At 39.9% G+C, this 23,695-nt stretch carries 26 protein-coding genes; 10 read left to right on the top strand and 16 right to left on the bottom strand.

The genetic code is table 11. The annotated features are described in order from the left end of the window. Together C7972_RS19350 and C7972_RS19345 are read left to right on the top strand one after the other, a co-directional pair. Positions 1-1,629, top strand: a complete 1,629-nt coding sequence (locus C7972_RS19350) for a S8 family serine peptidase (RefSeq protein WP_110357825.1) — start codon at positions 1-3, stop codon at positions 1,627-1,629. Beyond that, entirely contained in the window at positions 1,629-2,570 is a 942-nt protein-coding gene (locus C7972_RS19345; protein WP_110357824.1) for a nitronate monooxygenase family protein, read from the top strand. Before C7972_RS19350 ends, C7972_RS19345 begins: the two co-directional genes overlap by 1 nt. A 105-nt stretch (positions 2,571-2,675) precedes the next feature. Here the strand turns inward: C7972_RS19345 and C7972_RS19340 are convergent, their stop codons facing one another. Further along, a complete protein-coding gene (locus C7972_RS19340; protein ID WP_110357823.1) occupies positions 2,676-4,406 on the bottom strand; it encodes a hypothetical protein in 1,731 nt (576 codons plus the stop codon). A 337-nt stretch (positions 4,407-4,743) separates the two neighbouring features. Next, complete coding sequence (locus C7972_RS19335; protein ID WP_110357822.1) at positions 4,744-4,968, bottom strand: putative signal transducing protein; 225 nt, start codon at positions 4,966-4,968, stop codon at positions 4,744-4,746. A 93-nt stretch (positions 4,969-5,061) separates the two neighbouring features. Here C7972_RS19335 and C7972_RS19330 point away from each other — a divergent pair, with 93 nt between their 5' ends. Then, on the top strand, positions 5,062-5,466 hold the full coding sequence (locus C7972_RS19330) for a hypothetical protein (RefSeq protein ID WP_181422939.1): 405 nt from the start codon (positions 5,062-5,064) through the stop codon (positions 5,464-5,466). Positions 5,467-5,479: 13 nt separating this feature from the next. Here C7972_RS19330 and C7972_RS19325 read toward each other — a convergent pair whose 3' ends face one another. Genes C7972_RS19325 through C7972_RS19300 form a run of 6 tightly spaced genes read right to left on the bottom strand, consistent with a single transcriptional unit; the run spans position 5,480 to position 11,699 of the window. After that, positions 5,480-6,814 (bottom strand): DUF58 domain-containing protein, encoded by a 1,335-nt coding sequence (locus C7972_RS19325; RefSeq protein WP_110357821.1) that lies wholly within the window; start codon positions 6,812-6,814, stop codon positions 5,480-5,482. A 48-nt stretch (positions 6,815-6,862) separates the two neighbouring features. Beyond that, a complete protein-coding gene (locus C7972_RS19320; RefSeq protein WP_110357820.1) occupies positions 6,863-7,867 on the bottom strand; it encodes a MoxR family ATPase in 1,005 nt (334 codons plus the stop codon). A 3-nt stretch (positions 7,868-7,870) separates the two neighbouring features. Next, on the bottom strand, positions 7,871-9,082 hold the full coding sequence (locus C7972_RS19315) for a DUF4350 domain-containing protein (protein WP_110357819.1): 1,212 nt from the start codon (positions 9,080-9,082) through the stop codon (positions 7,871-7,873). Continuing rightward, the gene (locus C7972_RS19310) at positions 9,075-9,803 is read right to left on the bottom strand and encodes a DUF4129 domain-containing protein (RefSeq protein ID WP_110357818.1); all 729 of its coding nucleotides are present in this window, start codon (positions 9,801-9,803) and stop codon (positions 9,075-9,077) included. Before C7972_RS19310 ends, C7972_RS19315 begins: the two co-directional genes overlap by 8 nt. Further along, a complete protein-coding gene (locus C7972_RS19305; RefSeq protein WP_110357817.1) occupies positions 9,800-10,750 on the bottom strand; it encodes a hypothetical protein in 951 nt (316 codons plus the stop codon). The genes C7972_RS19310 and C7972_RS19305 overlap by 4 nt, the downstream gene beginning before the upstream one ends. Then, positions 10,719-11,699: a stage II sporulation protein M gene (locus tag C7972_RS19300; RefSeq protein ID WP_110357816.1), complete on the bottom strand. Its 981-nt coding sequence runs from the start codon at positions 11,697-11,699 to the stop codon at positions 10,719-10,721. Before C7972_RS19300 ends, C7972_RS19305 begins: the two co-directional genes overlap by 32 nt. 38 nt (positions 11,700-11,737) lie before the next feature. Here C7972_RS19300 and C7972_RS19295 point away from each other — a divergent pair, with 38 nt between their 5' ends. Together C7972_RS19295 and C7972_RS19290 are read left to right on the top strand one after the other, a co-directional pair. Next, positions 11,738-12,463, top strand: coding sequence for an RDD family protein (locus C7972_RS19295; protein ID WP_110357815.1), 726 nt, complete (start codon positions 11,738-11,740; stop codon positions 12,461-12,463). Positions 12,464-12,466: 3 nt separating this feature from the next. Next, positions 12,467-13,081, top strand: a complete 615-nt coding sequence (locus C7972_RS19290; RefSeq protein ID WP_110357814.1) for a trimeric intracellular cation channel family protein — start codon at positions 12,467-12,469, stop codon at positions 13,079-13,081. An 83-nt stretch (positions 13,082-13,164) separates the two neighbouring features. Here the strand turns inward: C7972_RS19290 and C7972_RS19285 are convergent, their stop codons facing one another. Then, the gene (locus C7972_RS19285; protein WP_110357813.1) at positions 13,165-13,884 is read right to left on the bottom strand and encodes a peptidylprolyl isomerase; all 720 of its coding nucleotides are present in this window, start codon (positions 13,882-13,884) and stop codon (positions 13,165-13,167) included. Positions 13,885-13,957: 73 nt separating this feature from the next. Here C7972_RS19285 and C7972_RS19280 point away from each other — a divergent pair, with 73 nt between their 5' ends. Both C7972_RS19280 and C7972_RS19275 read left to right on the top strand, forming a co-directional pair. After that, the gene (locus tag C7972_RS19280) at positions 13,958-14,626 is read left to right on the top strand and encodes a CoA pyrophosphatase (protein ID WP_309148937.1); all 669 of its coding nucleotides are present in this window, start codon (positions 13,958-13,960) and stop codon (positions 14,624-14,626) included. Between the two features lie 38 nt (positions 14,627-14,664). Beyond that, a complete protein-coding gene (locus tag C7972_RS19275) occupies positions 14,665-15,468 on the top strand; it encodes a 1-acyl-sn-glycerol-3-phosphate acyltransferase (RefSeq protein ID WP_110357811.1) in 804 nt (267 codons plus the stop codon). On the opposite strand, the gene C7972_RS19270 is transcribed toward C7972_RS19275, so the two are convergent. Both C7972_RS19270 and C7972_RS19265 read right to left on the bottom strand, forming a co-directional pair. Then, on the bottom strand, positions 15,465-16,109 hold the full coding sequence (locus C7972_RS19270; RefSeq protein ID WP_375334795.1) for a hypothetical protein: 645 nt from the start codon (positions 16,107-16,109) through the stop codon (positions 15,465-15,467). The genes C7972_RS19275 and C7972_RS19270 overlap by 4 nt on opposite strands. Before the next feature lie 7 nt (positions 16,110-16,116). Beyond that, positions 16,117-16,611, bottom strand: coding sequence for an RNA polymerase sigma factor (locus C7972_RS19265; RefSeq protein ID WP_110357809.1), 495 nt, complete (start codon positions 16,609-16,611; stop codon positions 16,117-16,119). Positions 16,612-16,882: 271 nt separating this feature from the next. On the opposite strand from C7972_RS19265, the gene C7972_RS19260 reads away from it, so the two are divergent. After that, a complete protein-coding gene (locus tag C7972_RS19260; protein ID WP_110357808.1) occupies positions 16,883-18,175 on the top strand; it encodes an NAD(P)/FAD-dependent oxidoreductase in 1,293 nt (430 codons plus the stop codon). 26 nt (positions 18,176-18,201) lie between these two features. Here C7972_RS19260 and xerD read toward each other — a convergent pair whose 3' ends face one another. Further along, positions 18,202-19,113 carry a site-specific tyrosine recombinase XerD gene (gene xerD, locus C7972_RS19255; protein ID WP_110357807.1) on the bottom strand — a complete coding sequence of 304 codons (912 nt, stop codon included), beginning with the start codon at positions 19,111-19,113 and terminating at the stop codon, positions 18,202-18,204. Positions 19,114-19,271: 158 nt separating this feature from the next. On the opposite strand from xerD, the gene C7972_RS19250 reads away from it, so the two are divergent. Further along, positions 19,272-19,805, top strand: coding sequence for a hypothetical protein (locus tag C7972_RS19250; RefSeq protein ID WP_110357806.1), 534 nt, complete (start codon positions 19,272-19,274; stop codon positions 19,803-19,805). A gap of 125 nt (positions 19,806-19,930) precedes the next feature. Next, complete coding sequence (gene aroQ / locus C7972_RS19245; protein WP_110357805.1) at positions 19,931-20,350, top strand: type II 3-dehydroquinate dehydratase; 420 nt, start codon at positions 19,931-19,933, stop codon at positions 20,348-20,350. 143 nt (positions 20,351-20,493) lie between these two features. Here aroQ and C7972_RS19240 read toward each other — a convergent pair whose 3' ends face one another. The 4 genes from C7972_RS19240 to C7972_RS19225 all read right to left on the bottom strand — a co-directional run bounded on the left by C7972_RS19240 (position 20,494) and on the right by C7972_RS19225 (position 23,663). Further along, complete coding sequence (locus C7972_RS19240; protein WP_110357804.1) at positions 20,494-20,778, bottom strand: DUF3817 domain-containing protein; 285 nt, start codon at positions 20,776-20,778, stop codon at positions 20,494-20,496. A 100-nt stretch (positions 20,779-20,878) separates the two neighbouring features. Next, positions 20,879-22,270, bottom strand: coding sequence for a dihydrolipoyl dehydrogenase (lpdA, locus tag C7972_RS19235; protein WP_110357803.1), 1,392 nt, complete (start codon positions 22,268-22,270; stop codon positions 20,879-20,881). Between the two features lie 163 nt (positions 22,271-22,433). Next, positions 22,434-22,928, bottom strand: coding sequence for a peptide-methionine (R)-S-oxide reductase MsrB (msrB, locus tag C7972_RS19230; RefSeq protein ID WP_110357802.1), 495 nt, complete (start codon positions 22,926-22,928; stop codon positions 22,434-22,436). 159 nt (positions 22,929-23,087) lie between these two features. Beyond that, entirely contained in the window at positions 23,088-23,663 is a 576-nt protein-coding gene (locus C7972_RS19225; protein WP_110357801.1) for a collagen-like protein, read from the bottom strand. Positions 23,664-23,695: the final 32 nt, after the last annotated feature.

Raw genomic sequence — 23,695 nt, 5'->3', positions numbered from 1 at the left:
ATGGCCAGGGCTACTCTTTTATTATTTATAATATTCTCGGTTTGGGGAAGGGCACAAGAACATGCCTGGGTATATTTTAATGATAAAGACCAAGTGGAGGAGTCCATTTTAAATCCATCAAGTATTTTATCGGAACGGGCAATACAAAAGAAGAATAGATTCAATATAGCCATAGACGAAAGGGACGTTCCTGTCAACGAGGACTATATTGCCCAGTTAAAACTGCAAAACGGCATCACGGTCAAGTCCAAGTCCAAATGGTTCAATTGCGTCCACGTTATAGGCAGTGAATCCAATATTGCAGCCTTAACGAACCTTCAGTTTGTAGACCGTATTTCTTATGCCGATAGGGGGTTAAATGCCAGGCCTGGCCCGGTTATTACATCGGAAAGTAAATCCAATAACCATGTAAACAAGTTTTTGCAGCAAGAGACGGATTTTGTCTATGGCCAAAGCAATGTGCAGGTAAAACAATTGGGAGTGGATGTCTTGCACTATAATAACTTTACCGGTGAGGGATTTTTAATTGCCGTTTTGGATAGTAGCTTTCCCAATGTGGATCAAATGGAGGCATTTGATCGTTTACGTGCCAACAATGATTTATGGGGTGGGTACGATTTTGTTGCCCGCTCAACAAACATTTATGCAACCAATGGAAATGATCACGGAACAAGGGTGCTGTCCGATATGGCTGGTTTTGTAGACGGACGGTTTGTTGGTACCGCCCCTGATGCAAGTTATATTCTCTTTAGAACAGAAGATGCCGCTACCGAAACACCAGTGGAGGAAAGTTATTGGGTAGAGGCTGCCGAGCGGGCAGATAGCCTTGGGGTAGATATTATTAACAGTTCCTTGGGCTATAGTACTTATGATAATCCACGCTATAGTTATTCCCCAGTGGATATGGATGGAAATACGGCGTTTATTTCCCGGGGTGCCAGTATAGCAACTGAAAAAGGGATATTGGTTGTGAATTCTGCAGGGAATTCCGGTGATAGTTCTTGGGGCAAAATTACGGCTCCGGCAGATGCCAATGTATTTGCGGTTGGAGCGGTTGATGCCTCCGGCAACTATGTGGCATTTAGTTCCAGGGGGCCAAGCGTAGATAATAGGATTAAACCAGATGGGATGGCCTTGGGCAAAGGGGCAACGGTAATTGGGCCGGACAATAGATTGGTGGGAAATAATGGAACCTCTTTTGCTTCACCTATTATGGCTGGAGCCATCGCTTCCCTTTGGCAGGCTTTTCCTGATAAAGACAATATGGAAATTATGGACATGGTACGGGAATCCTCTTCCCTTTATCAAAATCCAAATTCACGAATGGGTTATGGAATACCCAATTTCGCCAAACCCTTGGTGCTATTGGGGATAGATATTTCAAAAGGCAAAGATGATTTGTGGTACCTATATCCGAACCCTTCAAAGACAGCATTTCAAGTACAGCTCCCCGAAACCTATGGGAATGCCCAAGTAACACTGTATGACATCTACGGAAAACGTATCCTGGAAAGGCAATTTAACCAAGGCAACGAGCAAATATCTGTGGATAATTTAAGCAAGGCCATATATATTATTCATGTGAAGGTGGATGGAATCAGTAAGAAATTTAAATTGATAAAAGAATAATGGGAAATAGAATTACCGATCTTTTTGGAATTCAATATCCAATAGTCCAGGCCGGTATGGTTTGGGCCAGTGGCTGGCGTTTGGCATCTACTGTTTCCACTGCCGGTGGATTGGGTATAATTGGAGCGGGATCCATGTATCCGGAGGTACTTCGAGAACATATAGAGAAGTGCAAGATGGCTACCAATAAGCCTTTTGGCGTTAATGTTCCTATGTTGTATCCGGATATTGGGCAGCTTATGGAGATCATAGTGGAGCTTGATGTAAAGATTGTATTTACTTCGGCAGGAAATCCTAAAACCTGGACTACCTATTTAAAGGACAGGGGCATCACTGTAGTGCATGTGGTGAGTAGTGTGAAATTTGCGCAAAAAGCCGAGGAAGCTGGGGTAGACGCTATTGTAGCGGAAGGTTTTGAGGCTGGCGGGCACAATGGTAGGGATGAGACCACCACACTTACATTGATTCCTGCGGTAAGGGAAAAAATAAGCATCCCTTTAATAGCTGCCGGTGGAATTGCTACTGGTAGAGCCATGTTGGCCGTTATGGTTTTGGGTGCCGATGGGGTTCAGGTGGGCAGTAGATTTGTAGCCAGCAATGAAGCCTCATCACACCCCTTGTTTAAGCAAAAAGTGGTAGAGGCGGGTGATGGTGCGACACAATTGACATTAAAAGAGTTGGCTCCGGTACGCTTGATCAAAAATAAGTTTTATGCCGATATACAAAAAGCCTATGCGGGCTGTGCAACGGTAGAGGAACTAAAATCCCTCTTGGGCAGGGCCAGGGCTAAAAAAGGAATGTTCGAGGGCGATTTGGAGGAAGGGGAATTGGAAATTGGCCAGGTAGCGGCACTAATCCATGAAATAAAACCCGCTGCCCAAATTGTGATGGACATGATGGCGGAATTTGCCCAAGCCAAGGAAGAAGCCAAGCATTTGTAGGAGGAACAATAAATTTATTTCTGCATAATTCCCAAAAAGGGAAAGGGTTTTTAAAACACCTTGCACACTTCCTTAAGCCGTGTTTCGTTATTTTGTTGTGCACAATTATAATACAGAAGTTTTTAAAGGGATATCGGCATGTTTCCATGCATCATTATATTCCTGCTCGATCTTTTTTGCTTCCTCCATTTTACCTTGGCCAATAAGGCTTTTATACAGCCCCATTAAAGACCAGCCGTTTTGGCGGAGGATTTCCAGGTCTGCCTTATACACTTCTTCAGCTTCTTTATATTTTTGGGCCTTTAGTAAAACGGCACCCAAGGTCTGTCTTACCGGTATATGCCATGCTGTTGGTTCGCTGTAAATTAACTGGTCTTCATATAATACAGCTTGCTTTAGGTGTTGCACGGCCGCTGGAATATTTCCAATGGCACTGGCTAACTCACCTGAAACAACCCCATGTGCAATTTGGGCTATACTTGAAGATGGATTGGTGTAATTGGCCAGAACAGTTTCTAGTTCCGGATCGTTTTTCATGAGCCTTAGGGCCTCCAATTCTTCTTTGGCCTCCTTGATATTATTTTTCCTGATAAAGGCAATTCCCCTTGCGTAATGCCAAATAAGTTTAAGGTGTTTATATTCATCTCCAGGGAAGGGGATGGTAAGAACTTCATTCCATTTTCCAAAACGGGTATAGGCCAAAAGTGGTGAGGCGGCAAAATCCTGTAAAAATGGCAAAGTTGCCATTTCGCCAATTGGGACCTTTTCCGCAGTTTTCTTGGCGGCATTAATGGCTTTGTCACTGTTGCCCAGGAGTGTAGAGGCAGACCATAGAAAGTGCAGATTGTGAGGGTAATATCCCAAGGGATACATACCCTGGGAATAACATTGGGAGATATAATCCTCATCTGCCAAAATAGCGGCTTCATTAACTTTTACTGCATCCGCGTATCTTCCTACCCTAATATAAATATGTGAAGGCATATGTACAATATGACCGGCTGCCGGCATTAAGGACCCTAGTTTATCCGCACTGGGTATGGCTAGGTCCGGTTTGGGAAGTTCAACCATATGAATATAGTAATGGTGCGCTCCTGGGTGATCGGGGTTTAGTTCCATGGCCTTTTCCAGCGCAGTTTTGGCTTTAAGGGTATTGTGAGCCGGGTTGCCCTTTAGGTCCCAATAGTTCCATGGCATCGTATTCATTATGGATGCCGCGTACAAGGTCTGTACATGGGCATCATCCGGAAATGATTCCACTACTTTTGCCATGGCCCTCATATAGGCCATGTTCAATTCTGATAATTCTTTGGTTATATCATCGCTATATCTATGGCTCAAAGCTTCTATTAAAGCTTTTTCTTTGGACGAACTGTTTTGAGACAGGTTCTTGGCTTTTAAGATTGCTTCATATGCTTTTATTCTTCGTTCGTCATCGGGCATGGGGTCATTTATGTTGGGCCCCAATGTGTAAGCCTGTCCCCAATAGGTCATGGCGGTCTTTGGATCAAGTCGCGAAGCTTCCATAAACGAGCGGTGGGCTTCGGCATGATTAAAGGCATAAGTAAGTTTTACGCCCTGATCAAAATAGGTTTGGGCTTTTTGGTCTTTGGTACTTATCCCAAAATGTAAATTTCCAAGGTTGGCAAATAAGGGGGCAATTTGTTGGGTGGTATCCACATTGCTCAAAAGATATTTGGCAACAGTACATTTCATGGAGTAAAAACCGGCTTCCTGTGTTACCTCCAACACCTCGGGGGTGGTTTGCTGTTTCCAATAAAGGGATATGGCCAATAGCACTAGCAAGAATATGGACAAGCTTAGTTTTGTTTTCATGATGTTGAAGTTTTATGTTGATGCTATTAAATCCAATTTGGATTTCCAAGGTGCTACAATGCGTCAACCCATGTCTGAAGATAGGTTGTTTCAATTTTTTTAATAAGGACTGTTTAATTGCGAAGGGGAATTCTGTGATCGCTCTTATACAGGGGAGATGAAAAAGTGATTTTTTATTTTATCTAAAAGTAGTGAATTCCAGTAGGTTATACAAGGGATCAACTGTTTGTGAAGCAAAGGGGGCAAAGTTGATATTTTAAAAACTTAGACTAGGCCATTTGTATAAACCTTAGGGTCAAGAATGATTCAGGGATAAATTTCATGTCCACACCTACTTTTAAGCACCAATAATTTCTTGGACAATACTTTGCGCTTTTTCCAACTCATCGGCATGGACAAAAATTTCCTGGTTCCCTTGGATGCTCGATCCAAAACCTGCCAATCTTCCAGATTCGGATTCATCCTTTATAACCGGTATTATGCCTATGGCCTTGAGTTGGTTGAATATGGTCTGGGCCAAAATAAAATTTCCTGAAAATATGCGGGTATAATTGGAATTCATTTTTTTAATATTGATTAACTCTTGTTAAGATACATATTTTTTATAAATCCCCATTTAAGAGTTTTTGTATTGGCATTAGTATCTTTGTGGCCGATGAAGTATGTTATAGTTGGGTTTATGTTTTTTTTGTGCTCCATGCCATTGTGTGCACAACTGGAAAAGGATAAGGTGAAACATTTTACGGCAGGTACCCTAAGTGGTGCTATTGGAGCAGATATAGCGGATGGCTTATCGGGAGGTAACCGCTATTGGAGAATTGCCGGTTCCGTAACTTCAAGTTTGCTGGCAGGCTTGGCCAAAGAGGCATATGATGAGTATAAATATAGTGGATGGGATAATAGGGATCTTGCGGCTACGGTATTAGGTGGGGTTTCCATTGGAATCACTATTGATATATTTTCGGAGCGGAAGCATAGAAAGCGAAATGAGATGTTGGTCCATATAACCCAAGAAAATATGGATTTTGGTAGTTGGGAAATGGATATCCAAAGGAATTGATGTATTCTTAATACTAAATAAGTCCCCGTGCTTTTATTTCCAAATATTTGTTAATGGCATTTATGGTCAGGTGCTCCGGTTTTGTTAGAATGGTTTGAATTCCGTATTTCCTTAATTCGTTAACGATAAGCTTCTTCTCATAAATAAATTTTTCGGCAACTGTTTTCTCAAATATTTGATGAATGGTCTCGGCTTTTTCTTCCGTAAATTTGATCAATTCGGTGTTTTCAAAGAAAATGACCACCAATAAATGTTCCCTGGCAACAGCTTGTAGGTAGGGTAGTTGTCGCTGCAGGGCATCCAAGGTCTCAAAATTGGTATAGAGTAAGAGTAGGCTTCTATGGGGGATATGCCTTTTAATATCGGCGTATAGTCGGCTGTAATCACTTTCTTCAAAATTGGTTTCCAAATTGTAGAGTGTTTCCAAAATAAGGTTCATTTGGGAGCTTCGTCTTTCTGCAACTACCCTATTTTCAATTTTTTTACCAAAGGCAAACATTCCGGCCTTGTCCTGCTTTTTAAGGGCAATGTGCGAAATGACCAATGTAGCGTTGATTGCATAATCCAGTAGGCTAAGTCCGTTAAAAGGCATTTTCATTACCCTGCCCTTATCTATTATGGAATAAATAGGTTGTGATTTTTCATCCTGGTACTGATTAACCATCAAGCCACCTTTTTTAGCCGTTGCTTTCCAGTTGATGTTCCGGATATCATCTCCTAGGACATAGTCCTTTATTTGCTCGAACTCCATGGTATGGCCAATACGGCGAATTTTTTTAAGGCCGTATTCGAAGAGTTTATTGGAAAAGGCCATAAGGTCGTACTTCCGCAATTGTAGAAAGGAGGGGTACACCGGTACTTGCTGCTCATTGCCAAAAGTGTACTTTTTACAAATGAAACCAATAGGGGAGTGGGCAAAGACATTTAAATTCCCAAAAGAATATACTCCTCTTTCGGTAGGTCTCAGATAATACTTAAAAACCTTTTCCTTTCCTTTTCCAAGAGTAGTGTAAATTCCGAAATCGCGCTTTTGAAATTGATGGGGGACTTCATCCAAAATTTTCAATCCGGCGGGGAACAAATATGAATTGGACACGCTTATTTTAATTTCGTTTTCATCCCCATTGGAAAGTTTTTCAGGAACCGAACGTATACCTTTGATTCTGCCTTTGGAGGCGAATATCAAAATAATATCGACCGCAACAAATAGGACAAAAACATAGAACAACAATTTTAGTGCCCCCAAAATGTCCGGTACCATATAGGAGATCAAAAAACCAAAGACCAAACCAGTAAATACAATAAAGAATCTTTTTTGTAGATAGATGTTTCTCAGGATTTTTTTCATTTGCTTGAGGTAGCTAAGATGAATTTTTGGGCCGATAGGCTTTGATTTTTATCTTGGAATTTCAATAGTCTCCAAAATTTGTTTTATCACCTTATCCGGGGTAAATCCTTCCATTTCCCTTTCTGGTGTCAATATAACCCGGTGTCCCAATATTGGGGATGCCACCTTTTTAATATCATCCGGGGTTACAAAATCTCGCCCGTTAATAGCTGCCAGCGCTTTGGAGGCGTCCATGATAGCAATGGAAGCCCTTGGAGAGGCCCCGAGGTATAGATTGGCATTGTTACGTGTATTATGGACAATTCCTGCTATGTACTTCATTAAATTGTTCTCTATTATAATTTCCTTGATAACCTCTTGGTAGCTGGCTATTTGGGCAGCGCTAAGCACTGAGGTTATTATGCTTTCCAAGTTCTGGTTTTTTTGGCGATGTTTACTTTCCAGAATCTCTATCTCTTCTTCCAAGGACGGATAGTTCACTTTGATTTTAAAAAGAAATCGGTCTAATTGTGCCTCTGGAAGTCGGTAAGTACCTTCCTGTTCTATAGGATTCTGGGTGGCAAATACCAAAAATGGCGGCCGCATTTCATAAGTTAGTCCATCCATGGTAATTTGGCGTTCGGCCATTGCCTCAAACAGAGCTGCCTGCGTCTTGGCGGGGGCTCTATTTATTTCATCTATAAGAATAATATTGGAAAATAAGGGGCCTTTTTTAAACTCAAATTCCGAAGTCTTTACGTTAAAGATAGACGTACCCAGAATGTCGCTCGGCATTAGATCCGGCGTAAATTGGATCCTACTGAAGTCTACGTTCATAGTTTTTGCCAAAAGTTTGGCTGTAACGGTTTTGGCTACTCCGGGAACCCCTTCAATTAGGGAGTGTCCATTGGCGAGGATAGAGATAATAAGTAGTTCTATCATTTCCTGTTGCCCAATGATGACTCTTCCCAATTCCGTTTTTATCTGCGCCACCGATGTCTGTAGTTGACCTAGGTCTATCCTATTTTTAAACTCCAACGGTTGGTGGTCTTCCCCTTGCTGACTTTCTTCCATGTATTATTTTTTAAATTGATTCAATAATTTGTTCAGGTGAATTACATCCTGTTCACTGTGATGTTTCTTGTTTTTAAGATGTACTATCAAATCTAAAAGCTCCTTGACTTTTATGAGTGGTTTATTCGACCTTCCCGCTAGATCCATAGCAGTCTTATCACTGATAGCTTCGGTATTTAGGTGGTAAGTACTTCTAATATATTCCAGGAAAAAATTAATCTTTTTGATGATCAAATCTGTATAATCCCTATGCTCATAATACAGCCCTCCAACGGTTTTGGCAAATTCAATGGATGAATTTTCCAAAGGTTTTATTATTGGAATGATGCGTTGTTCCCGCTTCGCCTTAAATATTATAAAGATCAATAATCCCATCATACTGAGATAATAAGCCCATTTTAAGGGTTCTTGGTTAAGTACAAAGCGCATAGGGGAATCTATTACGATTCTTCCGGATTTTTTATAATTATCCCAAAAAATATCCATATCCTTAAGATAGGAAAGGGCATGTGCCACATACTCCTGATTGCCCCTTAGCATATAGTAGTTTGTGAACGTTTGCGGAGTAGTGTTGAGGTAAAAATGGCCCTTGCCGAATTTTACCCTTACAAAATTTAGTGCCTTGTTTTTGTTTATGGATGCAGTTGGTAAATGCCCCTGTTCCGAATTAAAGGCAATATACCCTAAGGCCGTTGAGTTCAATGTATCTACCGAAGTAAAATGCGTATTGTAAACTCCCCGTTTTAAGGGGTAATTTTGTTTGGAAAATGTACTGTTGGCAAGACTTATCCGTACAGTATCCTCCGTAATGGTGTATTGGGTTTCAACTTCAATATTTAGGGTATCCGAAAGGTAGGTCCCGAAATTGGAAGCAGCAATAAAGGTATCATTGCCGTCCTGTACGTATTGAAGTAATTTATTGACCTCCTGTTTGTCAAGTTCCAAGAAATCATTGATCAATAAATAGCTGGAGGCGCTGGTGGAATCCCGGTTCGCCAAGATATTGTACAAACTTTGGTTGGAAGTATGTATTTTTTGTCCCGGGAATAATCCTGGAAGTTCATTGTACAATACATAACATCCAAAGGGAATTTTGTCCGAGGATGTATAGGAAGGCCTCCAGTTCACCGGCTTGGGGCGAACAACCTCGGTTACCACAATACCAATAAGTACCGCAAGAAACAACCCGAGGATTATTTTGGAACGCTTATCCATGGGTACTTATATTGTTTAGGTGTACAAACTTCATTTGGGCTGCCTTGTATTTAAACTCGTCTATTTCCTGTTCCCCGTACCAAATATGGTCGTACAGATAGGATACATCCTTAAATAGCAATTTGGTTTCCGGGACTTTTATTTCCTTTTCGTAGTCCTGGTTTGTTTTTTCATAATGCCATTCAATGATTTGATGTTGGGACAGTGTTTTTAATACCTTTAGATGATGATAGCGAATGGCCAATCTGTAATTTTTTTGTTGTATGGCATCACTTATCAGCGCATCCAGATCCAAACTTTCTATATGTTCTTCTGCCAGGTTAAGATTTATGGCCGGGGCCTCCTTTTTCCTAAATATTGCCGAAGCGTTTTCTCCCGTCAGGAATCGTATGAGCAAGTAGATGGCCAAAGCTCCCATTAACCCATAAATTAGATATTCCATCAGTTGGGTAATCCCTGGTGGAATGTCAATACCAAAAACATTCCTGAGTCCGTTCATCACCCAATTGAGAAAGCGGGCCAGTAAATTTTGTGAATCCCCGTCCTTGATGTCATAGTTGAATTCTTTTCCCTGATACTTTTCGGAAAGATTTTCATCCAATGTCCGCAACACCAATTTAGTGTTGGTATCTTGGGGTAAGGGTACCGAATCTTTTTCCCCTTGGGCCAAACCGGGGAATAGGATAAAAAAACAATAAAAGGTGGCAACTAATCTTATCACTGGTCTTGATGGCCTATTTGGTCTATTTTGCTTCTTGAATTTAAATTATATGTTTTTTCGTGCAGTGAAAAATACAAGAGTCCATTTACGAACTGTGATAAACATTGTGAATAAACCCCTATGATAAGGAATAGGCAAGTCCCTAAAGTGTAAATGATGGTGGGTACCACAGAAGCTCCCAGATCTACATCATTTTGAACTACGTGAAAAGTATAGATACCTATAAGAATCCCTGGAATCATAATAACGACCATAAACAAAAGACCGATCAAAAATCCTAGGATAAAATTAACCCCTACCGATCTCCAAAAATTCTTGGTCACCAAGTTCCAGCCCTCCCCAAGGGCATCCGTAACTCCTCTTTTTTCTTTTAGCATAACAAAAAATGATACGCCGACCCATGCCATTATGAAATATTGAATTACGTATTGTGCAAGCATTCCTGCCAAGGGAATAAAGGTCAAGATTACGGCGGCGATCATAAGACCAAAAAAAAGCAGTATCACTATCAAAATAAAAATAACAATGCTTCCCAAATTATTTTTTACTTCTAGCCAAACGTCGGTTTTATCAAAATTCTGTCCTTTTCGCTCTTCGTATTTTATCATATAGGAAGTGCTGAGACTATAATTTAGCACGGCTACCATTAAAAAAATTATAAAGAACAAAACTCCTCCAAAGATAAAATACATTATATAGGCTTCACTGCCGGAACCTATTGTATCCAGGACTGTATTTTGGTTATCGGTGATTAGGCCTATTACTCCGGATACCAGTAAGTAGCTAACGATCAATAGCCCTATTAGGAAAATTCCATTGTAGCTTAGGAAAACATTGGTGAATTTTTTAAGGTTTTGCTTGAAGAATTCGAAGTAAACATTGATGATATCCCCAAAGTCCCTATCGACTCTAAGTTCAATAAATTTTTCCTGGTTTTTGACTTGCATAAGATTGGTTTAACAAAATGGGATAAATGATATAATAAAAAAGAATCAGGAGTAAGGAACAGCCTATAATTAAAAACGCCAACCAAGAGGACATATTGGAATAGCGGGTAATAAACCCTTCTATAAATCCGGCAATTATAAAAAAGGGAATGGTGCTGACCACCACCTTTAATCCATCCTTGGCACCCTTCATAAAGGAAGCGCGTCTGGAATATGTTTTGGGGAACAGGATACTATTGCCCATGATCAATCCGGCACACCCAGCAATGATAATGACGGAAATTTCTATGGTTCCATGTAGCCAAATCTGTTTGTTTGCTTGGTAAAAGACATCCTGAGTGTAAAAAAAAGTAATGAATGCTCCCAGCATTACGCCATTGCTGAATAGAATATAGGCGGTGCCAATACTGGTAATTACCCCAAAGGAAAAGGCCATAAAGGCTACTTTTATATTGTTAATGGTAATCCCTAAAAAAGTACCAATTTCACTACCTCCTTTATATATGGCCGTTGGGTCTCCATTGGCAATATTGTTGAGGGTTTCGTTAACATAGGCATCACCTAAAATCAATCTTACAAAGGTATCGTCGTTCATTGCGGATACACTACCTATAGCAGCGGCAATCATAAAAATTAGAAAGGCGATACCCAAGGTTTTGTGATATTGCCTAAAGAAAAGCGGGAATTCCGTTTTCCAAAAATCCACTATTCTATTCCGATTCTCCTTTTTGTTTTTATATATTTTTTGATGTGCCTGGGATGCCAAGGAATTTAAGTACAATAAAGTCTTGCTTTCCGCGTAATAGGTCTGTGCGTAGGCAAGGTCGTTGGTCAGTTGAATATAACCATGGGCAAATTCGTCCGGGCTAATGTGGGCATTATAGTTGATAGCCTTTTCAAATGCTATCCATTTTTCTTTATTTTGCTTCACAAAAGCTGCCTCACGCATACTGGGATAATCCTTTAAGAAATAAAAATAATACTAATATGTCCAAACTTCAAATCAATACAACGCAAAATGTTAACCTAGATTATAAAATTGTTGGTATTGGTGAAAGGATCGTAGCTTTTTTAATCGACGGATTTATACTATACCTATATGCCGTGCTTGTGCAGGTGATTGGAACGGCCATAGGATATGTGTTTGACGATAGTTGGACACAAATAGGATTGGAGAGCCTTATTTTTCTTCCAGCCATGTTTTATAGCTTAATAATGCACAGCCTATTCAATGGTAGAACAGTGGGAAAAATGCTCATGAAAATAAGGGTGGTAAGATTGGATGGATCCCCGGTGCATTGGTCCAATTTATTGGTTAGGTGGATGCTACGTGTGGTTGATATTTGGCTTTTCTTTGGGTCTGTAGGATTGCTGACCATTTTATTTACCGATAAAAAACAAAGATTGGGGGATGCCGCGGCCGGTACCGTGGTCATTAGTACAAAAAATTCGGTAAAAATTTCCAATACCATTTTGGAAGAGGTAGAGGAAACCTATGTCCCTAAGTTTACCAATGTTACTTTATTGACCGATAAGGATGTTCGTCTCATAAAGGAGACCTACCAAATTGCCAGAAAAAGTCATGATTTTAAGACAATGAAGGCCTTACGCGATAAGGTGGAGAGTCTTTTAAATTCAAATTCCGACCTTTATGATGTGCCATATATTGATACCGTATTAAAGGATTATAATTTTTACACCCAGAAACCATAGCCTATGTTTTATTTTGTGATTGATATATTAGGAATAATTTCCTTTGCTATTTCGGGGGTTATGGTGGCCATGGATAAGAAATTGGATCTATTTGGTGTATTTATCATTGCTTTTGTCACAGCTATTGGAGGTGGTACGTTAAGGGATATGCTGATTGGAAATACTCCCGTATTATGGATGCAGGAACCAACGTACGTTTATGTAATTGCCGGAACCGTTGTTTTTGCAATTATTTTTAGGGATCAGCTGAAGTATGTACGAAAGTCGCTGTTTCTTTTTGATACCATTGGTATTGGTCTGTACACCATGGTAGGTATTTCACATGGACTACAGTCGGGCCTGCCTCCTGTTATGTGTATTGCCCTTGGAACAATAACAGCTTGTTTTGGAGGGGTAATACGGGATATATTATGCAATGAAATACCTGTAATATTTAGAAAGGAAATATATGCCACGGCATGTATATTAGGGGGCATCGGTTTTTTTCTTTTGCGTAAATTGCCCTATGACGAGGCATACGCCTATGTAGCTACCATATTGATTGTCATAGGAATCCGATTACTTGCCGTTAAATTTAAAATCTCGTTGCCCAATATATATCGCCATTCCAAGGTGTGATAGGTTTAATTTACAATGGGGATCAAAGTAGGGTATGGGTAGGGGCCCATTTTTTTTTCTATTTTTTCCCAATTGTCCATCCTCTATTCAAAAGCTTCCGCTTTTAGAATATAGATGTTTTGGGAAGGCCAATCCCCGTTGTCCACTGGTTGGCTGTTTATTTTGTCTACCACATCCATACCGTCTATCACCCGTCCAAATGGGGTATATCCTCCGTCCAAATGATAGGAGCCCGGTTTGGTAACTACAATAAAGAATTCGTAGGGTGATGCCAACTTATGGGGGTTGTTAATTTCACTACTGGGCATGGATACAACTCCCCTATGGTGTTTGTGTCCTTTTCTAGTATCAGGAGGTAAAAGATACCGTCCTATCTTTGATCTTTTTTTGGCCGTTTCCACATTGTCGGCATTTCCTCCTTGTATTATAAAGTTTTTAACCACCCTATGGAAATAGGTATTATTAAAATACCCCATTTTGGTAAGGTATATAAAGTTGGCTTTGTGATAGGGGACGTTGTTGAACAACTGAATTGTAATGCTTCCTAGACTAGTGGTAAGCTTTACCTTATTCTCCTTTAGGGTTTTGCTGTAATTGAAGAAAAACTCTATGGCATTATCCTCTGTGAGCTCAAAGGCTTCCTCTTCTTCTTTTTCTTCTACACTTGGAACTTCGGGAGCAATGCTATCTTTTTTAATACTGTTTTGGAGAAGCTTATTTTCCTTGGAAGCCGGCTGGTCTTTGCAGCTTCCTAAAAGGAACATAAACAATATTGCAAAAAGTGAAATCTCTTTAAGTGCCATGTAATATGTGTTATTTTTTAAATGATTGTTAAATGATTAATATCGCCCAAGGGTTGGTTGTTTTTTAATTAATTTGCTGAAAATTACAAAAATTGAATTCGTGCGTTTTGACGATTTTTCCAACAGAATATCAAAAATAGAAAATCTAGAACTTCCAGGGAGTGCTTCTCATTATAAAATGGCCCCAATGTTTAGGGTTAAGGAACTGGAGTCTGGTAAAATCGTAAAACAAAATCCGAGACAGGCTGCGGTTATGGCCCTTTTTTACCCAAGTGTGGATTACGGGACCAACTTACTTCTAATACTGAGAAATACCTATAAGGGTATACATAGTAATCAGATTGCATTGCCGGGGGGCAAGGTGGAAAAGAGGGATCTAAATTTAATGGAGACGGCTTTACGTGAAACCCATGAAGAAGTGGGGGCTGTTCCGGAGCAGATTACCGTAATCCGTTCTATGAGCAAAATCTATATTCCTCCGAGCAATTTTGAGGTCACCCCATACCTTGGGCTCTATAGGAAGGAGCGGCCATTTTTAAGGCAGGTAGACGAGGTTGCCGCCATTGTTGAGGTTCCTTTGAATGATTTAATGGATGATAAGAAAATATTTCATCAAATTTTAAACACTTCCTATGCCCAGAATGTAGAGGTACCAGCCTTTAAATTAAATGGTTATACGGTTTGGGGGGCAACGGCTATGATGTTGAGTGAAATTAAGGAATTGTTCAAACAAGTGTTATAAGATACTTATTTTGTAATTTTGAATGTTAACAAAAAAATATGGGCTTGTTTAAGAAAAATCCGTTTGGACATAATTTGTTTTTAAAGAAGTGGCTTATTCGTATTCTGGCCGTTATTACCCACAAAAGATATAGAGGGTTTAATACCATTGAAATTGAGGGGTCGGATATTATTAGAAAACTACCGCCACAAAATGTTCTTTTCGTAAGTAACCATCAAACTTACTTTGCCGATGTAGTGGCCATGTTCCATGTATTTAACGCCAGTTTAAGTGGGCGTGAAGACTCTATAAAGAATTTGGGGTATATATGGCAGCCCAAATTGAATATGTATTACGTAGCGGCGGCAGAAACCATGAAGAAGAGCCTGTTGACAAAAATTTTGGCCTATGCCGGGTCTATAAGTGTAGAACGAACTTGGCGGTCCGAAGGTAAGGATGTTAACAGGAAGGTTAAATTTAGCGATATATCCAATATTGGTACGGCCCTTAATGACGGATGGGTAATTACCTTTCCACAGGGTACTACAACACCGTGGAAACCTTTGAGAAAAGGGACGTCTCATATTATTAAAAAATACAAACCTATTGTGGTGCCTGTTGTTATAGATGGTTTTCGCCGTTCATTTGATAAAAAGGGTTTACGCATAAAGAAGAAGGGAATCCTTCAATCAATGGTAATCAAGGAGCCATTGGATATTGATTATGAGAATGAGTCATTCGATTCCATCATTGAAAAACTGGAATACGCCATAGAGCAACACCCTTCCTTTTTAAAGGTTATTCCCAAGAGTGAGTTATTGGCTTACGAAGAAGAAAATAAAAAACGAAAATTTAGGGTTTAAATATCCATTTCCTTAAGTTCTTTATAGTTTTTATTGAGTTTCTTAAGGAGAATACCGTAAAGTAAAAAATAAATGCATCCCATTACAAGGGTAACAACCACCCCTAATACAACAACAGTTGCAACCAAGGTGGTCTTTAATTTATCGGGGTTAATATTTTCTGCTTTATAGCCATAACCCAAGGCGGTCATAGGGTCTTCGTTCAAATATATCCCTACGGCCATGACAATAAAGGATATAAATATCAGGGACAGACAAAAAATGACATAATATTTAACGGTCTTTCTAGTTTTTAAGATGTTGGACATTAGTTTTTTAGCATTGTCCAAAGTAGATATTTCCCTATATCTTTTATAAAATTGAAAGATAAAAAATAGTACTACGGAATATTGAACTACGTTGGAAATCACTAAAATATTCCCTAGTCCCAGATCTTTCCAGACCGCCAAATTTTTGGACATAGATGGAACCAAGTATATCAAGTGGGGCACTAAAAATTCCATGATACTTATAAAAAAAATCCATTTTACGACTGAAGAGGATTTCTTCCAGATCATTTTGTAAATCTCATCAAAGGATAGTTGAGGCAATTGCTTGTCTTTCTTTTGCCAATCCCTCTTTAATAATTCCAGTTCATCCATCATATGGCTAGGGATTTAAAATAGTTTTTAATTTGTTTTTTATTCGGTTCATTTTTACTCTGGCATTTACCTCGCTAATACCCAAGGTTTCCGCTATTTCCCTATAGTCTTTGTCTTCCAAATAGAGAAAGACCAAGGCTTTGTCCACATCCCCTAATTGTTTTACCGCATTGTACATCAGTTTAAGTTGTTGTTCCTCGGTAGGGTCGTATTCGTCCGCTGTTATTTTAAACATAACCGACTCATAATCTTGGGTCGGAATACTTTTTTTCGATTTTCTATATAATGTTATGGCCGTATTAAGCGCAACGCGATACATCCAGGTACTAAACTTGGATTCTCCCCTAAACTTCGGATAGGCCTTCCATAATTGAATCGTAATTTCCTGAAACAAATCATTATGGGAGTCCCTGTCATTGGTGTACAACGTACAGACCTTGTGTACAATATTCTGATTGCACTCTAATTCCGTAACAAATTGATGTTCCAAATCTTTGGTCACTCGGTTCTTGTAGTTAGTTGATGATTAGTAGTTGAAAATTTGGTTTTGTTACAACGAATATAGAAAATACTTCTATAAGGTGGGTAATTGAAAAATATTGCCGATTGGCTAGGGCGGACGGTATGTTTTGGAGCTCCATTGGGCACGGCTATTGGCTAAAGTTACTAAGGTTGTGTACTGTTTAATGGCTGTGGAACCTAAATAGTCTTAAAACCAATATTCTTCTTCTTGAATAGTTTTCGAATGTTTAAATTTACCCATATTTTAATATATGAATATTCCTAAGACTAGTTTTCCAAGAATTGTTATTGTAGGTGGTGGTTTTGCAGGTATTTCCATCGCCAAAGGATTGAAGAACAAAGAGGTGCAGGTAGTACTTCTGGACAAACATAATTATCATACGTTTCAACCCTTGCTTTATCAAGTATCTACAGGGGGGCTGGAACCAGACTCCATTGCTTATCCCATACGCAAGGTTTTAAAGGACTATATTAATTTTTTCTTCAGACTGGCCCATGTGGAGGAAATAAGGACAGAGGAAAATACCATAGTGACCAATATTGGCACTTTGGATTATGATTATTTGGTAATAGCCACTGGTTCTGAAACCAATTATTACGGGAATAGGGAAATTGAATTAAATAGTATGGCTATGAAGACCATACCCCAGTCATTAAATCTTAGAAGTTTAATACTGGAAAACTTTGAGCAGGCCCTTCTTACAGATCAATATCATGAAAGGGATGCCCTTATGAATTTCGTTATTGTAGGGGCTGGGCCTACGGGGGTGGAATTGGCCGGTGCCTTGGCGGAAATAAAAAAAGGAATTCTGCCAAAGGACTATCCGGATTTGGACACCAGACGGGTACAAATTCACCTCATCCAATCCGGAGATCGTATTTTAAAGGAAATGAGTGAAAAGGCTTCCCAAAAAGCAGAGGATTTTTTAGAGGGACTTGGTGTTCAAATTTGGAAAAATTCGAGGGTAACGGGCTATGACGGCAAAACGGTTACCACCAATACCGATGTTGATTTTGAGACCGCGACCCTAGTATGGGCAGCTGGTGTAAAAGGGGTGGAGATTAAAGGCTTAAATGCCAAAGATCTTTTGGTAGCTGGCAGTAGAATTCCGGTAGATGAGTATAACAGGGTTAAGGGGTACAATAATATTTTTGCCGTAGGGGATGTGGCCTGTATGCAGACAAAGGATGCGCCCAAGGGGCATCCCATGATGGCTCAGCCGGCAATGCAGCAAGGAAGGAACCTTGGGGAGAACTTGGTGCGATTATTGGAAGATAGACCCTTGGAACCTTTTGTTTACAGGGATAAGGGCAGTATGGCCACTATTGGAAGGAACAAGGCGGTAGTGGATATGAAGAATATTAGATTCCAAGGTGTTTTTGCCTGGTTCGTTTGGATGTTCGTACACCTGTTCTTTCTTATCGGATTTAGGAACAGAATGGTCGTCTTCGTGAATTGGGTGTACAACTATGTGCGCTTCGATAGGGAGGCGCGTTTGATCATTAGACCTTTCAACAGAAATTATAGCGCCTTTAAGGATTAGGGGCATTAACCACTAAGTTTAATCGTCTAATTGGATATCCCACTTTTTCTAGGATGGTACTTGTTCATTACCTCGGCCAAATGTGTGCGATCTACATGCATATAAACTTCGGTTGTGGTTATACTCTCATGGCCGAGCATTTGTTGAATGGCCCTCAAATCGGCCCCATTCTGCAATAAGTGAGTAGCAAAAGAATGACGAAAGGTATGGGGACTTATACTTTTTTGAAGCCCTATATCCTGTGCAAGTTGTTTAATTATGGTGAATATCATGGCACGGGTCAATTTGTTCCCTCTGCGATTTAAAAAAAGGACATCTTCAGCTCCCTTTTTAATGGCCATATGTATGCGTATTTCCTTTCTGTAGATATTGATATATCTTTTGTTGATTTCGCTAATGGGGACAAAACGTTGTTTGTCTCCTTTACCGGTAACCTTGATGAAATCCTCCTCAAAATAAAGGTCCGATAATTTTAGGTCCAATAACTCGGAAACCCTTAGCCCACAACCATATAGTGTTTCCAAAATAGCACGGTTACGCTCCCCTTCCGGTTTGGAAAGATCTATGGCCCCTATTAATTTGTTGATTTCCTCTTCGGAAAGAGTGTCGGGCAGTTTACGGCCAACCTTAGGGGATTCTATTAATTCCATAGGGTTGTCCGCGCGATAATCCTCGAAGACCAAGTAATTGAAAAAACTTTTTAATCCTGATATAACCCTAGCCTGAGACCTGGGGTTTACATTTTTCGCTAGGTCGTGTATAAACTGTTGAATCCTATTTTTATCAATATTTATAGGGGTTTCCAAAATTTCATGGGATTCAAGAAAAATAATTAATTTCTCAACATCCAAAACATAGTTGCTTATGGAATTCCTGGATAGACCGCGTTCCAAATGTAGGTAATGTTGAAAATCCTGAAGTGCATGATTCCATTTCATAGGTTAAATATAATGGACTTTTTTGGGTTCAAATGGTATTCATGTACATTAACTATTGCGTTACAACCATTATCCTTCTTTTTACAACTTTCATTTTATGGTAAGGCTACACTCCATTATGTTTGGTGCAACTTAAACAATAACATTAAAATCCAATTATGAAAAAAGTTTTATTAGTAGCAATGGTTGTTATAGGAGCAGCGTTTCAGGCAAAGGCCCAGGACGGAACCCCAACTTCCAAAGGGAAATATCTTATTGAGGCCAATACCGGTTTCGGTGGGGGAGGCATAGGTGTTGGACATACAGCAAATACAAGTTTCGGTTTGGTTTCCATTGATGGCACCACTATATGGTCTATTGGTGGCGAGGGAGGTTACTTCGTGGCAGATGATCTTGCGGTGAAGATAGGATTGGGCTATTCGGACACGGACAGCAGTAATTCCATTTCCTATAAACTAGGTGCCAAGTACTATATAAATAGTTCCATTCCTGTTCAGCTGGACCTTACTGGGGCAAGTATTGAAGATTATAATGAAAACCCTTTATGGTTGGGGATTCAAGGTGGTTATGCCATATTTTTAAACGACTTTGTTAGTGTGGAACCAGGTTTACGATATAATTTAAGTTTAAACAGGGATTTTACGGACGAAGGGATCTTGGAATTTAGAATTGGGTTCGCCTTACATTTTTAAAAGTAAATAAGGGCGTTTTTAGTAAGGACTTGGATAATTTAATGTCCTTAGGTATTGTATAAAAAAGTGGGATCAAGAATTGGATTCCACTTTTTTTATGAAGCACAATTCCTTACATTTAACCCATGAAGATTATCATTGTCAACGGACCAAATCTTAACCTTTTGGGCAAGCGCGAACCGGAGGTTTACGGAAAAACAACTTTTGAGGAATATTTTGCAACCCTGCAATTCAAGTTCAAGGAGGTGCAATTGGAATATTATCAGTCCAATATAGAGGGTGAAATCATAAATAAATTGCACGAATGTGGTTTTGAAGGATACGAAGGTATTATCTTGAATGCCGGTGCATATACCCATACGTCCATAGGTATTGGCGATGCCATAAAAGGAATTAACACTCCAGTAGTGGAAGTGCATATAAGCAATACATTTGGACGCGAGGAGTTTAGGCACACTTCCTATATTTCCCCGGCGGCCAAAGGTGTAATTTTAGGTTTTGGCCTAAAGAGTTATGACCTGGCCATTCAAAGTTTTTTAAATTAAAGACTAAGGTTGCGAATAGGATTAAATACTTGCCATTCAAGTTCAATACATTAATTTGGACAATAAAAAGGGACTGTTTCAAAAAAAAACAGAGGTATTGCCTCCTCAAAACTGCCACCGGTACACTGGGGACTGTTCACTTTTTACGCCATCTGAGGCCTTAAATACTTCTTGTCTATATAAAAAGTACCGAATGGGACCAGGGAAGCAATAAAAAGAATGGCAAACATTTTTAGGCCCCATTTTTTTTCTACACAGACTACGATCGCCAAGACAACATAGGCCATGAAGAGAAATCCGTGGGCATACCCTATATAGATGTTGGGCTCTGGTATTTGGGCCATATATTTTAAGGGCATTCCAATACCAAAAAGTAGCAAATAGGAAATACCTTCGAGAATTGCGGTCAAGCTAAAAATCTTCAACATGTCGTTCTTGGTAATGTTTAGTGATCTGATTATTATTTAGACCCGTTAGGTTTGGGCCTAACGGGTCTATTTTGTAAAGGTCTATGCCTTCAGAAATTATTTAAATGTGTATTACTTCGCCGTAAGCATGTGCTACAGCTTCCATTACCGCCTCACTCATGGTAGGGTGTGGGTGTACAGCTTTGAGGATTTCATGTCCGGTAGTTTCCAATTTACGGGCTACTACCGCTTCGGCTATCATATCCGTAACTCCTGTGCCGATCATATGGCAGCCTAACCATTCACCGTATTTGGCGTCGAATATTACTTTTACAAAGCCGTCCTTGTTACCGGAAGCACTGGCTTTACCACTTGCCGAAAATGGGAATTTACCCACTTTTATATCGTATCCTTTTTCAATGGCCTGTTTTTCGGTAAGACCAACGGAGGCAATCTCAGGGGTGCAATAGGTACATCCGGGAATGTTGCCGTAATCCAAAGGCTCCACATGCATACCCGCAATTTTCTCAACACAAAGTATGCCTTCTGCCGAAGCAACATGAGCCAAGGCCTGTCCTGGTGTTACATCGCCAATGGCAAAGTATCCGGGAATATTGGTCTGGTAATAATCGTCCACCAAAATTTTATCCCTATCCGTTGCAATACCAACATTTTCCAAACCAATATTTTCTATATTGGTCTTGATGCCTACGGCAGACAATACGATATCGGCTTCGAGGATTTCTTCCCCTTTAGTGGTTTTAACGGTGGCCTTTACTCCTGGGCCAGAGGTATCTACCTTGGTTACTTCAGTGGAGGTCATAATCTTTATTCCGGCTTTTTTAAGACTTCGCTCCAATTGTTTGGAAATTTCTTCGTCCTCTACGGGTACCACATTGGGTAAAAACTCCACTACGGTAACTTCGGTACCCATTGCATTGTAGAAATAGGCAAATTCTATGCCTATGGCCCCACTGCCCACTACCAGCATTTTTTTGGGTTGTTTGTCCAAGGACATGGCTTCACGGTACCCTATGATCTTTTTACCGTCCTGCGGCAAACTAGGAAGTACCCTGCTGCGCGCGCCTGTGGCAACAATAATGTTATTGGCCGAATACTCTGTTTCTTTGCCATCATCCGACTTTACGCTTACCTTTTTACCCGGTTTTAAGGTTCCGTAACCTTGTATGACTTCAATCTTATTTTTTTTCATCAAAAATTGAACGCCCTTGCTCATTCCTTCAGCTACGTTCCTACTTCTTTTGACCACCGCATTAAAGTCCTTGTCCACACCTTCGGCCTTTAGTCCGTAGTCCGATGCATGTAGCAAATACTCGAAAACCTGAGCGGATTTCAATAATGCTTTGGTAGGGATACAGCCCCAATTTAAACAAACGCCACCAAGACTTTCCTTTTCAATAATGGCAGTCTTAAATCCCAATTGAGAAGCTCTGATTGCGGCTACATAGCCCCCAGGACCACTACCTAATACAATAATATCGAAATTGCTCATTTATATTTTTTTTGATAAATAAATTATGAAGTCGCAAAGTTACAAAACCATACTGAATTCACACAGACGCCGTTTTAATTTAATTGGAATTAATAAGGCTGGTCCGTATGTGTATATGGACCAGCCCAATGGATTGAAAAAATTACGGTATTGCGGTCAATACCTATTTTTGAGGCACAAAATTTAAGGCGGCACCGTTGATGCAGTGTCTCTCGCCAGTGGTATTTTTAGGGCCATCGTTAAAGACATGGCCTAAGTGGCCACCACAAGTTGCGCAATGTTCTTCTTTTCGGGCATATCCTAAATTGTAATCCACATCAAAGGCAACGTTACCTTTGATTTCCCTATCAAAACTAGGCCATCCCGTTCCAGAATCGAATTTGTGTTCGCTTTTGAAAAGTTCGGTTCCGCAGGCGGCACAGGTATATACGCCTTTTTGTTTATTGTTCAACAATTCACTGGATCCCGGGTTTTCCGTTCCTGCTTTCCTAAGGACATAAAACTGCATGTCCGTAAGCTGTTTTTTCCACTCAGCTTCCGTTTTGTTGACCTTGAAGTGCTCCTTCTTTTTGGAATCCAATTTGGATGCCTCTTTTTCCTGTGATGTTCCCTTACATCCAATAAACACTACACAGAGTGCGAATATAAATTTTTTCATAGCGTATTTTATTTTTGATCTTCTCCATTTGTTTGGACGGGATTATTGGAGCTTCCTTTCATTCCCGGCCAAGGTCAAATTTCTTGACCATATTGTAAGGTATAAAAATAGCCCTTATTTCCTACAAGAAATAAGGGCCAATAATATTTAGGGTCAATTTTAATCCAAGGTAAATCGCTTAACGTCTTTGTTTTCAACGCCAATAGTTCTCATTACCGCATTAATATTGGATTTGTCCAATTTGGACTCAGCATATTGGCTTGGTAGGATGACAATTCTGAACAATTGATTGTCTGTAAATCCGGGATCCAAATTGGCGAGGTCAAAATTACCATCAATAAAAATCTCAACATCTATGAACGTATGGGCATTGGTATATTGAATGGTTCCTTCGGGCAAAAAGAAATTTTGTGGTATCAGGCTCCATGCGTCTGCCGTTGTATTATCTTGATAGTCTACCGAGCCATCGTATCGGTAAACCAAAACTGCATCTGCCTCGTACACAGGAAAACTGGTAAAATCAGAATAGGTAATTATGTAGGAATAGATGTCTCCCCCGGCATCATAGTCGAAGTCAATGTTGTCCACTTCAAATACCTGTCCTTCTATCCCGTCTTCTCCGTCCTTTCCGTCTTCACCGTCAAAACCGTCATAGCCCGGAGGTCCTGCCGGTCCTTCACAAGAGATAAAAAATATTGCAACGAATGCGCCGAGTAATAAGGTAACTTTTTTCATAATAATTATTTTTAGGGATTAATCAATATCTA

Source organism: Arenibacter sp. ARW7G5Y1, from assembly GCF_003201775.1.
Taxonomy (GTDB): Bacteria; Bacteroidota; Bacteroidia; order Flavobacteriales; family Flavobacteriaceae; genus Arenibacter.
The sequence above is the reverse complement of the archived record's forward strand: the minus strand, read 5'-3'. Positions and strand labels throughout refer to the sequence as shown.

What these genes read in the sequence shown, in the direction of transcription:
- C7972_RS19350 (WP_110357825.1), top strand. Translation starts at nt 1, where the DNA reads ATGGCCAGGGCTACTCTTTTATTATTTATAATATTCTCGGTTTGGGGA.
- C7972_RS19300 (WP_110357816.1), bottom strand. Translation starts at nt 11,699, where the DNA reads ATGCGTGAGGCAGCTTTTGTGAAGCAAAATAAAGAAAAATGGATAGCA.
- C7972_RS19295 (WP_110357815.1), top strand. Translation starts at nt 11,738, where the DNA reads ATGTCCAAACTTCAAATCAATACAACGCAAAATGTTAACCTAGATTAT.
- C7972_RS19340 (WP_110357823.1), bottom strand. Translation starts at nt 4,406, where the DNA reads ATGAAAACAAAACTAAGCTTGTCCATATTCTTGCTAGTGCTATTGGCC.
- C7972_RS19270 (WP_375334795.1), bottom strand. Translation starts at nt 16,109, where the DNA reads ATGGATGAACTGGAATTATTAAAGAGGGATTGGCAAAAGAAAGACAAG.
- xerD (WP_110357807.1), bottom strand. Translation starts at nt 19,113, where the DNA reads ATGAAATGGAATCATGCACTTCAGGATTTTCAACATTACCTACATTTG.
- C7972_RS19305 (WP_110357817.1), bottom strand. Translation starts at nt 10,750, where the DNA reads ATGCAAGTCAAAAACCAGGAAAAATTTATTGAACTTAGAGTCGATAGG.
- C7972_RS19275 (WP_110357811.1), top strand. Translation starts at nt 14,665, where the DNA reads ATGGGCTTGTTTAAGAAAAATCCGTTTGGACATAATTTGTTTTTAAAG.
- msrB (WP_110357802.1), bottom strand. Translation starts at nt 22,928, where the DNA reads ATGAAAAAATTTATATTCGCACTCTGTGTAGTGTTTATTGGATGTAAG.
- C7972_RS19290 (WP_110357814.1), top strand. Translation starts at nt 12,467, where the DNA reads ATGTTTTATTTTGTGATTGATATATTAGGAATAATTTCCTTTGCTATT.
- C7972_RS19240 (WP_110357804.1), bottom strand. Translation starts at nt 20,778, where the DNA reads ATGTTGAAGATTTTTAGCTTGACCGCAATTCTCGAAGGTATTTCCTAT.
- C7972_RS19250 (WP_110357806.1), top strand. Translation starts at nt 19,272, where the DNA reads ATGAAAAAAGTTTTATTAGTAGCAATGGTTGTTATAGGAGCAGCGTTT.
- C7972_RS19345 (WP_110357824.1), top strand. Translation starts at nt 1,629, where the DNA reads ATGGGAAATAGAATTACCGATCTTTTTGGAATTCAATATCCAATAGTC.
- C7972_RS19335 (WP_110357822.1), bottom strand. Translation starts at nt 4,968, where the DNA reads ATGAATTCCAATTATACCCGCATATTTTCAGGAAATTTTATTTTGGCC.
- C7972_RS19325 (WP_110357821.1), bottom strand. Translation starts at nt 6,814, where the DNA reads ATGAAAAAAATCCTGAGAAACATCTATCTACAAAAAAGATTCTTTATT.
- C7972_RS19315 (WP_110357819.1), bottom strand. Translation starts at nt 9,082, where the DNA reads ATGGATAAGCGTTCCAAAATAATCCTCGGGTTGTTTCTTGCGGTACTT.
- C7972_RS19285 (WP_110357813.1), bottom strand. Translation starts at nt 13,884, where the DNA reads ATGGCACTTAAAGAGATTTCACTTTTTGCAATATTGTTTATGTTCCTT.
- lpdA (WP_110357803.1), bottom strand. Translation starts at nt 22,270, where the DNA reads ATGAGCAATTTCGATATTATTGTATTAGGTAGTGGTCCTGGGGGCTAT.
- C7972_RS19320 (WP_110357820.1), bottom strand. Translation starts at nt 7,867, where the DNA reads ATGGAAGAAAGTCAGCAAGGGGAAGACCACCAACCGTTGGAGTTTAAA.
- aroQ (WP_110357805.1), top strand. Translation starts at nt 19,931, where the DNA reads ATGAAGATTATCATTGTCAACGGACCAAATCTTAACCTTTTGGGCAAG.
- C7972_RS19260 (WP_110357808.1), top strand. Translation starts at nt 16,883, where the DNA reads ATGAATATTCCTAAGACTAGTTTTCCAAGAATTGTTATTGTAGGTGGT.
- C7972_RS19330 (WP_181422939.1), top strand. Translation starts at nt 5,062, where the DNA reads ATGAAGTATGTTATAGTTGGGTTTATGTTTTTTTTGTGCTCCATGCCA.
- C7972_RS19225 (WP_110357801.1), bottom strand. Translation starts at nt 23,663, where the DNA reads ATGAAAAAAGTTACCTTATTACTCGGCGCATTCGTTGCAATATTTTTT.